The following is a 15,992-nucleotide window of genomic DNA, read 5'->3' as shown; positions in this document are numbered from 1 at the left end:
GTATTATTATGGATAAAACTCTTTTACCTTATTTCAAAACTCTTCTTCATATATATTATTTTTTGGAATATATGTTGGAAATAAATTTTGGGCAGCGATTTTAAAGTTTTCAGCTGCTGGTGAATCTTTAGTTGCAGAATCAGTAGCAGATATAGAATATAACATTTGTCAAAATATATTTCACTTTGTTTCTTGGGTAATAGTGCTTTTCTTACCATCAGCTCTTATATACTTAGAGAAATCTGTCTTAAGACTAGCATTACCACTAATGTTTCATGAATGAATTAAATTACTAATTTCTGGAACTCAGCCTTCGTTTTTATTACTTAAAAAACTAAAATCTAAATTTTGTAGAAGGTTTAGGAAATAAATAGGAGCAGAGTAAGTAAATGTAGCAATATTATTATTCGTACTGTAATGTAATCCACCATTAGATACTCAACCTGCAGCCAATTGATTATTAGTTGCAGTACTTAAGAAACCATTAGCACCAAAATTAGGATCAATTTCACTAATAGTTGAGGCATTACCGCTTGTTAATTGAGTAAAAAAATCAGAATTTAAAGTTTTTCCTTTTCCTGAATCATCATCTTTAACAATTGATTCTCACTTTGGAGGTTCAGAAGGACTACTATTTCATTTTTTATCAATGCTTTGCGCATTTGCTAAATCAGTAGTAAAGTTTCAATTTACATTATAGTTACTCTTTTGTCAACCAGTAGTATCTTGTAATTGACTTATGTAAAGATTATTTGTTTGGGTTGAAATTATAGGTTTACCTGCTTCATTATCTTTAATATCAATAATATTGTCTAAAATATAAGACATTGTAAATAAAGTTTGATTTAATGCTGGTAAAATTTCATATTGATAATATTGTTGATAACGAAAACGTAATCATCATTGGAAACGTTTTAAATATTTTGAATAAGTTGGAATATCAGTACCAGAAAGACTTTTTTGTGTTTTATTAATACCAGCACTACTATTTCATTTTTTAGCATCATTTGGTAATAATTTACCAATTTCATTACTATAATTGTCATCTGGATGTTTAGCAATGGCAGCTAATTGTTCATCAAAAGCAGCATCTTTATCACCATAATCTTTATATAAACTATCAGGAGTAAATATTTGATCAGGATCATTAACTTTACCAGTATCTTTATTTTTTTCTTTATAAAAATCTACATTTTGATAATTAAATTTACTTGTACCATCCTGATGTCAACTTTGATTTTGAAATAATAACTCATTATTATCTGCTGCTGATACTTTATCTAGTGAATTGGCTGTATTAATACCACTTAAGTACTTTTGAGTTAATAAACTTAATCCTAAATCATCTTTAAGTTTTATAAAAGCTTTATTGGCTTCTCCCATTATTGCAGTAGTACCATCTGCATTTTTTGTGTCTTCACTATAATGAAGTTTCTTATGAAAAAATTCATAAAATTTTTGCTGAGCAATTGTTCCTTCAACATCTTTTAAAATAAAATCAAGACCTTGTGAATAAGTATTCTTAAACTGAGCAGAAATCGTTTCATTAAAATTTACTCCTAAAAAATTAAATAATACACGATTTTTATAATCATCAGGAATTTTACCACTAGGTAAATTACTCATATCACGTTCATTATCACAAGCAACTAATAATAATACAGGGCCAGATAAAAGAGTAACTGAAGTTAATAATGGTAAAATCTTTTTTCTCTTTTTCATTTTTTATACCTCCCGTCTAAGAACTAATGATACTTGGATCATATCATCATAATGTTCGTTTCCCAACAACATCTAGATAATTAGCAATATTAGTATCCATACGAGCAACTGGTGCATCTTGTGTAAAGTCATCTCATGTATTATTAGTTTTTATAATATTATCGTTAAATGTTGCATTAATATTAATACCTTGTCTATTGTTTCAACGATTTTCTTTAGTTTTATCAAATCAACTTTTCATTTTTTCAACAAAGCTATTAATTTTCGTATCAGTTGGATCAAGAGGACTTGAACCAAATATATCCTGTAAATTTCAATGAATTAAACTCGAGTTATTATTAAAGTATAAATTATAATCTCATCAAGTTGCATTACCAAGGCTACCAGTACCTCCAGTAAAGGCTGTTAATGCATCATTTAAATTAAAAGTAAGAGTTGTATTTGGAGTATATTTTTGTAGTAAAAAACCAGTTTGTAAATAATCAAGATAAGGAGAATCAGATAATCCACCTGGACGCTCAGATAACGGTGCTAAGTCTTTTCACTGATAAGTATCTTTTCTATGATTTTTAAATGTTTTAATTATATTATAAGTTGATTCATCGCTTTTAGGTTTGTCTTGCTGTTGATATGTGATACCTGGCGTTTGAATAAAATGAATACCACCAGTATCAATAAAAATGCCAACTCCAGGTCCATTATTAACTGCAGCATCAGGAAGTTGTGGTCCTTTTATATCTTTCATATAAACTAAATCATTATATTGGCTAGTACCATCTTTACCTTTATCTTTAATAGTATCACGGTCTATATAAGGAATTAAGTCATCTAAACCCTTTTCCTTGTCAGTTGGTGAAGTAAATTGTGTTAATTTATATGGTTGAATACCATCAACATTTTTACCAACACCTTCAGCACTAGTTACATAACGATATAAGTAATAATAAAAAGGACTATTCTCTTGTGAAGATTTAGTAATATCCATTAATCCTAAATCACCAGTTTTAGTAACATCAGTAGTAGCGGCCCCTTTTTCTTCAGTGAATGTTTGATCAAAACCATTAGTTCTAATATTCTTTAAAATTTCATTAATTTTAGTTTTATTTTGAGAAAACTGAGAAGCACTAATCTTTTCTTGTAAAGGTTTAGCATTAGAATCAAAAGGAATAACAATTTGACGAGTTCAAATTAATTCTTGATTTCTTAACATTACTTTAGCTATTTTAGATTGATTATCACTTAATAAGCCATCAATAGTATTGTATGAATCTATTTCATAATTACTATCATTCTTATCATCACTAGTTTTTACAACAGAAAGACTAATATTAACACCAGTTCATGTTTTAGCAGCTTTAACAGCATCATCTAATTGTTTAAAATCGGTAAGATCAGGATTTAAACTATTGGCATTAGCAACAACTCAAATTTTGCTAGAATATTTACCAGCATCAGTAATACTTGTTTTACCATTAATGTACTGTTTTACACTATCATAAGTACCATTTGGATTGTTTTCACTCTTTACTTGTTCTCATAAATCCTTTAATCAAATATTAATTTCATTTTGATTGTAGTATTTATAATCCTTATAATTACTAGTAACATAACTACGTTGAATAATACCTAAAGCACTCTTTTTTAAAATATTATCAATGTAAGTATTAACATCATCATCGCCCAATACTTTCTTTCATTGTTTTTCTCATGAACGACCATATTTTGCTTGTAATGATTTTATTTTATTTTCCATCTCAGATTGAGCTGCTGTCAAAGCAGCAAGATAATCATCTTTATATTCTGGAGTATTTTTTAAAATTGAAAGATTAATATATTGATTAATATCAGTATATAATGTTTTACCTCATCCACTATTGGGATTATTTAATAAGTAATTAAAAAAGGTGTCAGTCGTAGTACTTGTATCTATAAAAGCACTATTTCAGTCGAAAACATTAGTTGTGCCTCTTTCATTTGAATTATTACAAGCTATAATAGACATAGTTGATGTTGATGATAACGTGAAAGCTGCAACTAAGGCAAGAATATTGCGCACTTTATTCACTCCTTTTAATTAAATCTATAGCAAAAAAAGATTTTTTAATTTATTTTACTAAGATATCTTAACATAAAATTTATATTTAAGGGATAGTTTTTTCTAATTAATTTTAAAATGAAATAACTAATTACCAATTATTTATTTTAAAAAATTTAAAATATTAATTTTTTTAAATATTATTACTTTATAGTGCACAAATAATATTTTATTCATTTTTTAATTTTAAGAAAATTAGCACAAAATTAAGTGTATAATCATTAGTATAAGTATATTATATTTGGTGTAATGATATAGGAGTAAATATGAATAAAAAAATAAACATTAATGATAATACCTTTAAAACTGATTTTCCCTTTTTTAAAAATAATCCTGATTTAGTTTATTTAGATACAGCGGCTTCTTCACTAAAACCACAAATAGTTATTGATGCTGTTAGGGATTATTATGAAAAATATTGTATTAATCCACATAGTCAAGATTATCAACTTGCTGTTAAGGGAAATGATATATTTGAAGATACTAGAAAAACAATTAGTAAATTTATTAATAGTAACGAAAACGAAATAGTTTTTTGTCCTTCAGCAACTTTTGCTTATAATCAAATTGCTTTTGGCTTAGAAAAATATTTACAAGAAAATGATGAAATTTTATTAACCACTTTAGAACATAGCTCATTACTCTTACCATTTTATCGTTTGATACAAACTAAAAAAATTAAAATAAAATTTATTGAAACAAATAAACAAGGAGTCATTACTGTTGAAAATTTAAAAAAAGTTTTAACACCTAAAACCAGAATAGTTGCTTTTGCAAATATTAATAATTCTTTAGCAATAGAAAATGATACTGAAACATTAACTAATTTTATTAAAGAATATGGTAAAAAAAATGTTAAAAGTGATAATTGAATTTTTAAAAATATTTTAGTAATAATAGATGGTGCACAATCAATAGGACATATAAAAACCGATGTTAAAAATTGAAATATTGATTTTTTTGGATTTTCTGGTCATAAAGTTTTTGGTCCAACTGGAATCGGTGTCTTTTGAGGAAAAAACGAATGATTAAATATGCTAGATCCACTAATATTGGGTGGAGGCATGAATGGTGATATTTATGAAAATGGTAAATTTAACTTATTAGATAGTCCTTATCGTTTTGAAGGTGGAACACAAAATATTGCGGGTGTATTTGGGCTAGGTGCAGCTATTAAGTATTTATTAAACATTGGTATTGAAAATATTAGAAATCATGAAATTTTACTAAAAAAATACGCAATTGAACAATTAACAGCACAGTTAGGAAATAACATTGAAATTTATAATATTGATGGCAATAGTAGTAACATAATATTTAATATTAAAAAAGTATTTGCACAAGATGTTGCTAATTTTTTAGGAACACAAAATATATGCGTACGCAGTGGAACTTATTGTGCTAAATTATTACCTAATATAATTAACGCTGGAGTAACAATTCGTCTTAGTTTTTACATATACAATTGCAAAAAAGATATTGACTTATTAGTAATAGCTTTAAAAAAAGGGATTAATGAAGGAGGAGATTTTTTAAATGAATTCTTTTAATAACAATCAAGACTATTATCGCAAACTAATTGTTGAACACTATAGTAATCCAAAAAATAAAGGTTTTAAAAATTTACCAAATAGTTTGACATATCATCAAAACAATGAATCATGTGTTGATAATTTTCATGTTGAAATTTCTATTAAAAATAAAGTTATTAATAGCGCACGCTTTACTGGAATTGGGTGTGCTATTTCAACTGCAGCAACCAATCTTTTTTGTATTTTAATTGAAGGTAAAACAATATCACAAATAAAAGAAATTATTATTAATTATCAAGCAATGTTATCAGAAAAGCAATTTAATGATAAAATAATTGAAAATATGATTGCTTTTAAAAATGTACCAAGACAACGTAATCGAATTAAATGTGCCCTTATTGGTATTAATGGTATTAATAAAATAATTGAGAAAGAATGTGAAAAAAATGGAAATGGAAATTAAGGATAAAATTAGTTTAAGAACCATTTATTTAAAAAAATTAAAAAATGTTTCTAAAAATAATTATCAAAAGTGAAATAAAATTATTTTCAATAAATTTAATGAATCACATTATTTTAAACAAAATAATGTATTTGCTCTTTATAATTCCTTACCATATGAAGTAGAAACTAAAGAAATTATTGAATTATTATGAAAAAATCTAAAACAAGTTTGTTTACCAAGAATGAATGGTGAGCATTTGGAATTTTACTTTATTAATAGTTGAAACGATATCGTATTTGATAATGATTTTAAAATTGGACAACCAAGTTTAAATTGCCAAAAAGTTATAGGAAGTCAAATTGATTGTATGTTAGTACCATTGATTGCTTTTGATAAAGATTATTATCGTATTGGTTATGGTAAAGGTTTTTACGATCGTTATTTATCTAAAAATAAATTTAACTTTAGTAAAATAGGACTTGGTTTTGCTATTCAAAAAATTCCTTATATAATTAATCACGATAATTGAGATATACCATTAGACTATATTTTTACTAATTAATATTTTAATCTAAAAATTAAATACACTAATCAATAAATAAAAGATAGTTTAATTAATCAAATTATCTTTTTTTATTTTTATTGTATATTCATTTTTTTAATTATAGACTTAAATTAAGATTTACTTAGAATAATTATTTTAAAAAGACTAAAACTACTCATTAGTTTAGTTTATACACACTTGAATTTTATAAAAACTGAATCAATTAAAATTATTTTATATTTTTTATCAAAATGAATCCAAAAATAAATAATAAAAAATGATATTTTTAGTAAATCTTAATACTAAAAAATAAATATTTCTAAAAAAATAATGAAAAAATACATAGGAGGCAAATAAACATGCGTTGATATAACTTAACATGTGATACACTTTTAAGTTCATTATCATTATTAACTATTAATTCAAAGCATTGTTATTTAAATAAAGAAGAACAAGCTATAGAACAAGTTGATAATTTATACGTTATTGGTGATAGTTTATCAGATAATGGTGCACTTGTTGGAGCTGGAACACAATTTTTTAAAGGTAATAAAATCCTTCCAAAAATTCAAGAAATTAAAATGGAAGAACCTTATCATAATAATCAATTTTGTAATGGTCCAAATGCAGTTAGTGTTGTAGCAAATTATTTTCATAAACCTTTAACACCAGCATGGAAATTTCAAAAAATACCATTTGTTGGCAAAACTTATCAACAAATTGGCGAAAATTATGCTGTTGGTGCTGCTAGATTAGGATATAGTATTTATCCAGGTGGATTTTTTGTTAGTAAATTTTCAGCACAAGCACAAGTTACTTCTCTACTTTCACAACATAAAAATATTAATGATCATGATTGAGTACTATATGTAATGGGGGCTAATGATCTTTTGGCAGTAATGCAAGATACAACTTCTCCTTTCTTAACATGAAAACTTTATTTAGATTTTGCAATCCTTAATGAAAAAATATCACTAATGCGACTACTTAAACATCATGTAGCGAATATTGTTGTTACTGATGTTCCAGATATTAGTGAAACTCCTGCTTATAATAATGTGGAATGGCAACACTTTTTAGGACTATTTTTTGGTAGACATTTGTTGTTGATATTTAACTGGAGTTAAGTAGTTTAAAGTGCTGTGAATTCTTATATTGTTATATCAATTGATGTAATCAAATAATTCTAATTTTAATTGGATTAATGATGTAAAATTTTTATCATTAATAAATTCGGTTTTAAAAGTTTTAAAAGTTGCTTCAGCAACAGCATTATCATAAGTACAACCTTTTTTACTTAAAGAACGGTTAATGTTGAATGCTAGTAAAAGTTTATCAATAATTTTATTGTTAAATTCATTACCGCGATCACTATGAAATATTTGAATATCTTTTAAACAGCGATTTGATTGCATAAATGCTTGATGTACTAATGATGCATCTTTTTTAACTCCAACACTATGTCCGATAATTTCGCGGTTAAATAGGTCTATTAATAGGCAAATATAGTTTCACCTACCATTAACTTGTACATAAGTTAAATCACTAACAATAACTTCATTTTTAATCCTATTCTTAAATTTTCTATTAACAAGATTAGTTATTTGACTATCGTTAACTTTGTTATTATGATTTTTGAATGATAATTTAGTATATTTTGATATTAAATTATGTTCATTCATAATTTTTTTAATTTTTCTGCGCGATAAATAAATTTCTTGGTTTTCTAGAATTTTTTTTAATCTTCTAGTACCATAAACTTCTTTATTTTCTTTAAAAGCACTAATAACAGCTTCATCATAAATATTATTTTTGATTTTATTTTCTTTTTTCTTTAAATTAAAATAATATGTTGATTTAGATATTTTTAAAAAACGACACATTGTGCGAATTTTATATTTAGCTTTATTTTTGACAATAATTTCTATTTTCTGCCTATTATTAGTGCTGCTTGCTTTAAAATATCATTTTCCATTCGTAATTGCTTTAATTCTTTTCTTAATTTAATTAATTCATTTTCTTCAAAAGAACGATTATCTTTAGTTTTAAAACTTTCTGAATTACTAAATTGCTTAATTCAATTGTAAGTAGCTGCTCTTGTAACATTATATTCTTTAGCAAGGCAAGATACTGATTTGCCACTTTGATATAAAGCTACTATTTGTTTTTTAAATTCATCGGTATATGAGTTAATATTGGCCATAATTATAGTTCCTTTCTTTTAACAAATTTGTTTACTTGTCTACGTAATTAGTGTCCAATAAATTGTAACCCATCCATTTTGAACTTTCATCAGTTGTTAAACAAACATTAAATGATTTAGGTAAAAGAGGAATGAATATTAAAGAAGGAGCTAGTGATATTAGTTTTTATGAATCATTTTTAAAAGATGGGATTTTACAACCCAAATTAAATCCGGGGGTGACTTTAGATACAGTTAATAACTACTTTTTTGTCGATACTGTTCATCCAACTGAAATACCATCAAAAGTAATTGGTATGCAGTTAGCTCATTTTATTACTAATAAAATTAAACAAAATTTAAATGATTAACAAAAAAATAAAAAATAACAAATAGGAGGTACAAATTATATGTATAAAAGCAATGGAAATTATGAAGCATTTGCACAACCTAAACCAGCACAAGAAATAGAAGATAAAAAAGCATTTTTAGTAGGAGCAGGATTAGCTTCTTTAGCCGCTGCTACATTTTTAATCAGAGATGCAAAAATGAATCCAGAAAATATCCATATTTTTGAAGAATTAAGTATTGCTGGTGGTACTTTAGATGGGATTTTAAATCCAGATAAGGGCTTCATTAGTCGTGGTGGACGAGAAATGGAAAACCATTTTGAATGTCTATGAGATTTATTTCGCTCTATTCCATCTTTAGAAATTGAAGGGGCTTCAGTTTTAGATGAATTTTACTGATTAAATAAAGAAGATCCAAATTATTCTAAGTGTCGACTTATTCATCAACAAGGGAAAAGAACAGAAGATGATGGTAAGTTTACTTTGAATGAAGAGGCTTGTAAAAAAATAATTGAATTATTTTTAACAAAAGAAGTAAATCTAAATAATAAAACAATCGAAGAAGTATTTCCAGAAGATTTTTTTAAATCAAATTTTTGATGATATTGATCATCAATGTTTGCTTTTGAAAAATGACATAGTGCTATGGAAATGAGAAGATATATTATGAGATTCATTCATCATCTTGGTGGATTACCAGATTTATCAGCACTTAAATTTACAAAATACAATCAATACGAGTCACTTGTTTTACCATTAATTTCTCACTTAGAAGAACAAGGTGTTGTTTTTCACTATGAAACAATAGTAAAAAATATTATAATTTCAGAAAATGAAAATAAAGAAAAAATTGCAAAAAAAATCATTTTTCAAAAAAAGAATAAAGAACAACAAATAATATTAAAAGAAAACGATTTCGTTTTTGTAACTAATGGCAGTATTACTGAAAGTACAACATATGGTGATCATAATACTCCAGCACCAATTAGTGAACAACTCCAATTAGGTGGAAGTTGAGAATTATGAGAAAATTTGGCAAAGCAAAGTAAAGATTTTGGAAAACCAGAAAAATTTTATGCAAATTTACCAAAAGAAAGTTGATTTATCTCAGCAACATTAACAACTCTAGATACAAAAATAGCACCTTATATTGAAAAAATCAGCAAAAGAGATCCATATGCTAAAAAAGTTGTAACTGGTGGAATTGTTACTGCTATCGATTCAAGTTGAATTTTAAGTTATACCTTAAATCGTCAACCACACTTTAAAAGCCAATCAGATGATCAATTAGTTGTTTGAATCTATGGATTACTTTCAAATAAAGAAGGAGATTATATTAAAAAAAGTATTACTGAATGTTCTGGCATGGAAATAGCTCAAGAGTGATTATATCATATTGGCGTTCCTGAAGAAGAAATTTTTCAACTTGCTAAAAACTCATGTAATGTGGTACCGGTTTATATGCCATTTATTACTTCATACTTTATGCCAAGAGAAATTGGTGATCGTCCTTTAGTAGTTCCGGAAGGTTCAAAAAATTTAGCATTTATTGGTAATTTTAGTGAAACTGAAGATGATACAGTTTTTACAACCGAATATTCAGTGAGAACTGCTATGGAAGCTGTCTATAAATTATTAAAGGTTGATAGAGGAATACCAGAAGTTTTTGCTTCAGCATATGATATTAGAGTACTATTGAATTCAACTCATATTTTATGAGATAAGAAAAAATTAATGATATACAAGTTCCTCTCATCTTAAAAATTTTCCGTAGAGGTGCATTAAAAAAAATCAAGGGAACTTTTCTAGAAGAATTACTTGAAAAATCAGGATTATTATAATAAATCCTAATATTTTTAATAATATTTATAAAATAAAATATCTATATTAACTTACCATTTTAAGTATAAAATAAAGAAAAATATTAAAAAAAATTAGTAATATTGTTACAAGTAACATTCATTTCTTTAAAAATAAAGAAATTGCTAACAAATTTAATATTTTAATAATCTTTAAATTTAAAATCAATTAATAATTTCTCATTCTAATGTTTAAAAATTCATAAAATTAATATTATTAATTTTAACTTCAAGATTAAATATAATGTTATAATATTTTTATGTATTATTAAATTATACAAAAGAAAGAGGAATTAACTTATTATGAGTACAATTATTAAAAATGAAGAAAATGAATCAAATGTTCAACAATTTCAAGTTGGTGACATTATTACCGTAACTCCAACTGGAATAAAGGAATTTGGAGTTTTTTGTAAGTGTCCAAATGGATTTTCTGGTTTAATTCACATTAGTCGTATTACCCCTAAATTTGTTAAAAATGTTAGTGATTATTTTACAATTGGTACATCAGTTAAAGCAGAAATAACAGGTATTGATCATACTAAACAACAATTAAGTTTAAGTACAAAAGAACAAGGATTAGTTGCAAAGAATAATTCTTCAATTGAAGAAAATGGTAAAGGATTTGCACCAATAAGAGAAACTGTTGATAATTGATTTAAAAAAGAAGAAAATAATTAAAATACTATTTTTCTTCCAAATAATAAAAAATATTGCTATTTAATGGCAATATTTTTTATTTTTTTCTTGCAATCTAAAATTTTTACAACTATATTTTTATTATAAATATTAAATAGTATTATTACGAATTAATATTTTAATTTTAAATACTATAAGGAGGTTATAGAATAGTGATAAAAACTAATTTAAAGTTTACTAATTTAGATATGAAAGAATTATCAACTTTATATCAAGAAAAAGTAACGGTGATTAACGCTGAACTGGAAAGTAATGCTAAAAATGAAGATGGTTGATTAGGATGAATTGATTTTCCATTTGCATACCAAAAAGACATTACTTTTCAAGAGTCTTGAAAACGAATGAAAACTCTAGCATTGAAACTACAAAAAGAAATACAAGTTTTAGTAGTAATTGGTATTGGTGGATCATACTTAGGTGCTAGAGCAGGAATTGATATGGTGCAAGGTTTATTTAATAATACGGCTCCTGTTAAAGTAATTTATATGGGTAATACCATGAGTTCAACTTATGTTCACCAAGTTTTATCATATTTAAAAGATAAAGAATTTGCCATTAATGTTATTTCTAAATCAGGAACTACTACTGAACCAGCAATTGCCTTTCGTTTGTTAAAAGAACTATTAATTAAACAAAAGAAAAATAAGAATATTGTTAATAACAGAATTATCGCTACTACTGATAAAACAAGAGGAGTACTCCATGATTTGGCAAAAGAAGAAGGATATGAAAGCTTTGTTATTCCCGATAATATCGGTGGTAGATACTCTGTTTTAACTCCTGTTGGTATTTTTCCGATGATGGTAGCAGGAATTAACTGTGAAGAAATTATTGCTGGTGCGCAATTAGCAGCAAAAGAATGTAAAAGTGATAAAATTGATGTTAATGATGCCTATTTATATGCAGTTTCTCGCTATCATTTACATAAAACTAATAATAAAGCAGTTGAAATTTTAGTAAGCTATGAATTACAAATGCAAATGTTATGTGAATGATGAAAACAATTATTTGGTGAGTCAGAAGGTAAGGATGGCAAAGGATTATTACCAGCTAGTGTTGTTTTTTCAACTGATTTACATTCAATGGGCCAATTTATTCAAGAAGGTTCAAAAATGTTTTTTGAAACAGTAATAAAAATCAAAAAACCTAATGAAGATATCAAAATTCCACTTGATAAAGAAAACAATGATCAATTAAACTATTTAACAAAACATTCTTTACATGAAATTAATAATATTGCCTTACAAGGAACTATTGAAGCTCATAGTGATGAAATAGTAGGAAAAACACCAAATATTTTATTAGAATGGGATACAATGGATGGCAAAATGTTTGGTTATGCTAGTTATTTCTTTATGAAGGCTTGTGCTGTTAGTGCAAAATTATTAGGTGTTGACCCATTTAACCAACCTGGTGTTGAAGTATACAAAAAGAAAATGTTTACATTATTAGGTAAAAAATAATTTCCTAATAATAAATTTAATAAAACATTAAAATATAGTTATATAAAAACCATTCTTTTCAGAATGGTTTTTATATAACTTACTTAGTTGTTCTTCACTTATTAATTTACAATATTATATTATGACATTTTTTTGTAAATAATAATCTAAATAAATGTAATTATAAGTTAAGTTGTATTTTAAATGATGGTAAATGATATATACCAGTGCTAGTTGATGGTGCATTTATAAAATCAAATTGATTTATTTCATTTACCATTTTTTGTTCTTGTTCTTTAATTAAAAAACTTTCTACTATATGCTTAGTTATTTGCTCTTGAATAGAATATTGTGCTTTTTCTTCAGAAAAACCTTGATTAATACATTCAATAAAAATGAAAGATAATTTTTCATTTATTTCATTATTCTTAATAATCTCTTGATAAACATCATTAAATTCATTATTTAATAATTTTATATTTAATATTGATAAATCTTCATAACTCATATTTCTAAAATTTAAATTAAATTCAAATTTTTCAAAAATATTTATTATTAATTGCTGATTTTCAAATTCTTGATACTCGCTTTCTGATTGAATTACTTTACTAGCCATCTTTTAATCTTCCTTTTCTAATATTTTAATTTAATAAAACCTAATATAGAATAATTTCTATATTAGGTATAAACATTTATTAAATTATTTTATCATTTTATCATAATTTCTATTCTAAATATAAAAATTATTAAATAATATGTATAAAATTTATTATTTATATAAATTTATTTTATTTAAAATTCTACTTTAATTAAATAACATCCTTAACAATAGTAATGCCATTTTTAAGCATTGAATATCATGCATATTGATTTAAAATATGAGCTGGATGCTCTGGTTGATCATAAGTATTTGTCATTGTCATTGGAACAATAACATTTACTTCTTTATTGTGCTGATTAAATCAAGTTTTACAACTAATAGCAAATTGATAAATACAAATATCAGTACAACAACCAACAATAATAATGTTATCCCATTGTAAATTTGGCTTAAAATCAAAAGCAAAAAAACCATTAGTACTATTTTTTTTAATAATCTTAATATTGTCAAATTTTAATTCTTCTACTAACTCTGATTCAATAGTATTTTCCAAACAATGACTAGGAAAAGTATGAAATTCGGGACTATGTTCATTATGAGCATCATTAAAAGCAATAACTTTAGTTTCATTAGTATTTACTTTTGCTAATAAATTTTTAATTGGTTTAATAATTGAATTAATATTGGGTGAAAATAAATTTCCTTTTTTAGCAAAGCCATTAACCATATCAACAATAAATATAATATTATGACCTTTTAAAGTTTTAAAATTTAAATTAACTGTTTTATCCAAAGTTTTATTTATAATTTCAATAAATGAATCATTATTTTTCATTATTCACCTCTATTTTTTAAAAATTAATCGTTTAATAATAAATCAAATTATACTACAGCCAGAACAAATTGGCATTAAGAAAATAGTAAAAATAATTCCTACTTTTAAAAAGAAAATATCTATTGTTATTCCCTGACTACTTTGATAGGTTAAACTATCAATTACACCATTTATATAAATAAAATTAAATCCATTAAAAATGTTTTCTATTTTAATACTTAATAACATAATTAACCCTAATAACAAAAATATAAAACCAGAAAAAAATAAAATAGTAATTATTTTTTCATCAAGAGGTAATTTTTTTCATCAATTTTTAGTTATCATTATTATCACCTATTTTTTTTAATTATATCATTGTTATATTACTGCTATAAAATAAATAAAAAAATTCTTACTTTAATGTGAAAAATAAGAATTTTTTAAAATTAATAAATTGCTATTTTTATTTTTTTACTACTTTTAAATAACAACTGTATCCAAAAATAATAAGACTTGTAAAAAATAAGATTGGAGTAGCAATAACCGCTAAGATTACTCCTATTTGCAACTGTGCTGCTGTACCTGTTAAAGTTGCACTTCCACCTAATGCAGCAACTGCAATTTTTAATTTATCAAAAAAATCAGTTAATGACATAGTAACACCAAAATTAGTTATACTACCCTTAATAAAATCTCCAATAGTTCAAGGATGAGAATTTCTTAAAATTCAAAACCCATCATGACTTTCAGCCGCTTTAGCTCCTAGAGGTTTAACTGTTCAAGATACTGTTCCAATTAAAATTAATCCTAAAATCATTACTATTAACATAGTTATAAATACGTAAATGCTAATTTTATCTAACTTTGATAATTTTTTTCAAATTTTTTGCATAAATTTTCCCTTTCTTTTAATATAAATATGGCTCAAAAAAATTTTAGCAAACTTTAAAAAAATATTATATTTAAAATATATAAAACTGAAAATAGGTATAAAATAGTAATATTTAACATAAAATTATTTTTTTTGGTTTTTTCTTTTAACTTTTCTTTTAAAAAATAATTAAAAATAAAATAATTTTACATTATCTTTAAAAAATAATTGTAAATGTGAAAAATATCTATTATAATGATTAAGGTTTTTTAAGAATAAATAATTCTAATAAAACAATAAATAAGGAGTATTAGCTCAGCTGGGAGAGCAATTGCCTTACAAGCAATAGGTCGGCGGTTCAAGTCCGTCATACTCCACCATTTACCTGCTGATGTGGCTCAATCCGGCAGAGCAACGGTTTTGTAAACCGTAGGTTGCAGGTTCGATTCCTGTCATCAGCACCATTATTATTTATGGAGGGGTAGCAAAGTGGCCAACTGCACCTGGCTGTAAACCAGATCTCTTCGAGTTCGGGGGTTCGACTCCCTCCCCCTCCACCATATTACTTATTGGGGTGTAGCCAAGCGGTAAGGCAACGGCCTTTGACGCCGTCATGCGTTGGTTCAAATCCAACCACCTCAGCCATATATTTTATTAATTTGTCCTCGTAGCTCAGCGGTAGAGCACTCGGCTTTTAACCGAGGTGTCGCAAGTTCGATCCTTGCCGGGGACACCATTTGATGCCCAGGTGGTGAAATGGCAGACACGTCGGGCTTAAGATCCGATGACTTTTACAGGTTGTGCGAGTTCGAGTCTCGCTCTGGGCACCATTT

Annotated in this window: 14 protein-coding genes, 6 tRNA genes and 1 pseudogene; 14 read left to right on the top strand and 7 right to left on the bottom strand. The window is 25.6% G+C overall.

The window, feature by feature from the left end; all coding sequences use genetic code 4:
* Positions 1 to 6: 6 nt before the first annotated feature.
* A complete protein-coding gene (locus AACL11_RS09935) occupies positions 7 to 1,722 on the bottom strand; it encodes a hypothetical protein (RefSeq protein WP_338987685.1) in 1,716 nt (571 codons plus the stop codon).
* A gap of 16 nt (positions 1,723 to 1,738) precedes the next feature.
* Positions 1,739 to 3,787, bottom strand: coding sequence for a hypothetical protein (locus tag AACL11_RS09930; RefSeq protein WP_338987684.1), 2,049 nt, complete (start codon positions 3,785 to 3,787; stop codon positions 1,739 to 1,741).
* Between the two features lie 296 nt (positions 3,788 to 4,083).
* On the opposite strand from AACL11_RS09930, the gene AACL11_RS09925 reads away from it, so the two are divergent.
* From AACL11_RS09925 to AACL11_RS09910, 4 genes are all read left to right on the top strand, one after another.
* On the top strand, positions 4,084 to 5,367 hold the full coding sequence (locus tag AACL11_RS09925; protein ID WP_338987682.1) for an aminotransferase class V-fold PLP-dependent enzyme: 1,284 nt from the start codon (positions 4,084 to 4,086) through the stop codon (positions 5,365 to 5,367).
* Positions 5,354 to 5,812 (top strand): Fe-S cluster assembly sulfur transfer protein SufU, encoded by a 459-nt coding sequence (sufU, locus tag AACL11_RS09920; RefSeq protein ID WP_338987680.1) that lies wholly within the window; start codon positions 5,354 to 5,356, stop codon positions 5,810 to 5,812. Before AACL11_RS09925 ends, sufU begins: the two co-directional genes overlap by 14 nt.
* Positions 5,796 to 6,356: a 5-formyltetrahydrofolate cyclo-ligase gene (locus AACL11_RS09915; protein ID WP_252319030.1), complete on the top strand. Its 561-nt coding sequence runs from the start codon at positions 5,796 to 5,798 to the stop codon at positions 6,354 to 6,356. The genes sufU and AACL11_RS09915 overlap by 17 nt, the downstream gene beginning before the upstream one ends.
* A 341-nt stretch (positions 6,357 to 6,697) precedes the next feature.
* Positions 6,698 to 7,465, top strand: coding sequence for an SGNH/GDSL hydrolase family protein (locus tag AACL11_RS09910; protein ID WP_338987678.1), 768 nt, complete (start codon positions 6,698 to 6,700; stop codon positions 7,463 to 7,465).
* Here the strand turns inward: AACL11_RS09910 and AACL11_RS09905 are convergent.
* Positions 7,421 to 8,541, bottom strand: a protein-coding gene (locus tag AACL11_RS09905; RefSeq protein ID WP_338987676.1) for an IS3 family transposase whose coding sequence is annotated in 2 segments (ribosomal slippage) — positions 7,421 to 8,298 and positions 8,298 to 8,541 — 1,122 coding nt in all. Because the reading frame shifts where the segments join, the coding sequence is not laid out codon by codon here. The genes AACL11_RS09910 and AACL11_RS09905 overlap by 45 nt on opposite strands.
* 131 nt (positions 8,542 to 8,672) lie before the next feature.
* Here AACL11_RS09905 and AACL11_RS09900 point away from each other — a divergent pair.
* The 4 genes and pseudogenes from AACL11_RS09900 to AACL11_RS09885 all read left to right on the top strand — a co-directional run bounded on the left by AACL11_RS09900 (position 8,673) and on the right by AACL11_RS09885 (position 12,891).
* A complete protein-coding gene (locus AACL11_RS09900; RefSeq protein WP_338974709.1) occupies positions 8,673 to 8,891 on the top strand; it encodes a hypothetical protein in 219 nt (72 codons plus the stop codon).
* Positions 8,892 to 8,930: 39 nt separating this feature from the next.
* Positions 8,931 to 10,711 (top strand): annotated as a pseudogene (locus AACL11_RS09895) (oleate hydratase).
* Between the two features lie 321 nt (positions 10,712 to 11,032).
* Entirely contained in the window at positions 11,033 to 11,410 is a 378-nt protein-coding gene (locus tag AACL11_RS09890; protein ID WP_252318945.1) for a S1 RNA-binding domain-containing protein, read from the top strand.
* Positions 11,411 to 11,580: 170 nt separating this feature from the next.
* Positions 11,581 to 12,891, top strand: a complete 1,311-nt coding sequence (locus AACL11_RS09885) for a glucose-6-phosphate isomerase (RefSeq protein ID WP_252318946.1) — start codon at positions 11,581 to 11,583, stop codon at positions 12,889 to 12,891.
* A gap of 160 nt (positions 12,892 to 13,051) precedes the next feature.
* On the opposite strand, the gene AACL11_RS09880 is transcribed toward AACL11_RS09885, so the two are convergent.
* From AACL11_RS09880 to AACL11_RS09865, 4 genes are all read right to left on the bottom strand, one after another.
* Positions 13,052 to 13,486 (bottom strand): hypothetical protein, encoded by a 435-nt coding sequence (locus tag AACL11_RS09880; RefSeq protein WP_252318948.1) that lies wholly within the window; start codon positions 13,484 to 13,486, stop codon positions 13,052 to 13,054.
* Positions 13,487 to 13,679: 193 nt separating this feature from the next.
* Positions 13,680 to 14,306, bottom strand: a complete 627-nt coding sequence (locus AACL11_RS09875; RefSeq protein WP_252318952.1) for an isochorismatase family cysteine hydrolase — start codon at positions 14,304 to 14,306, stop codon at positions 13,680 to 13,682.
* A 9-nt stretch (positions 14,307 to 14,315) separates the two neighbouring features.
* On the bottom strand, positions 14,316 to 14,633 hold the full coding sequence (locus AACL11_RS09870) for a hypothetical protein (protein WP_252318954.1): 318 nt from the start codon (positions 14,631 to 14,633) through the stop codon (positions 14,316 to 14,318).
* 118 nt (positions 14,634 to 14,751) lie between these two features.
* Entirely contained in the window at positions 14,752 to 15,180 is a 429-nt protein-coding gene (locus AACL11_RS09865) for a hypothetical protein (RefSeq protein WP_338987671.1), read from the bottom strand.
* Positions 15,181 to 15,463: 283 nt separating this feature from the next.
* On the opposite strand from AACL11_RS09865, the gene AACL11_RS09860 reads away from it, so the two are divergent.
* From AACL11_RS09860 to AACL11_RS09835, 6 genes are all read left to right on the top strand, one after another.
* Positions 15,464 to 15,539: transfer RNA gene (locus AACL11_RS09860), tRNA-Val, on the top strand.
* 7 nt (positions 15,540 to 15,546) lie between these two features.
* Positions 15,547 to 15,623: transfer RNA gene (locus AACL11_RS09855), tRNA-Thr, on the top strand.
* Positions 15,624 to 15,634: 11 nt separating this feature from the next.
* Positions 15,635 to 15,719: transfer RNA gene (locus AACL11_RS09850), tRNA-Tyr, on the top strand.
* A 10-nt stretch (positions 15,720 to 15,729) separates the two neighbouring features.
* A tRNA-Gln gene (locus AACL11_RS09845) sits at positions 15,730 to 15,804 on the top strand.
* 16 nt (positions 15,805 to 15,820) lie between these two features.
* Positions 15,821 to 15,895, top strand: a tRNA-Lys gene (locus tag AACL11_RS09840).
* Positions 15,896 to 15,901: 6 nt separating this feature from the next.
* Positions 15,902 to 15,989: transfer RNA gene (locus AACL11_RS09835), tRNA-Leu, on the top strand.
* The last annotated feature ends 3 nt before the right edge of the window (positions 15,990 to 15,992 follow it).

Origin of the sequence: Spiroplasma endosymbiont of Dasysyrphus albostriatus (genome assembly GCF_964019495.1) — a bacterium.
Lineage (GTDB): Bacteria > Bacillota_I > Bacilli_A > Mycoplasmatales > VBWQ01 > Spiroplasma_E.
This window is presented reverse-complemented; position numbering and strand designations above follow the sequence as displayed.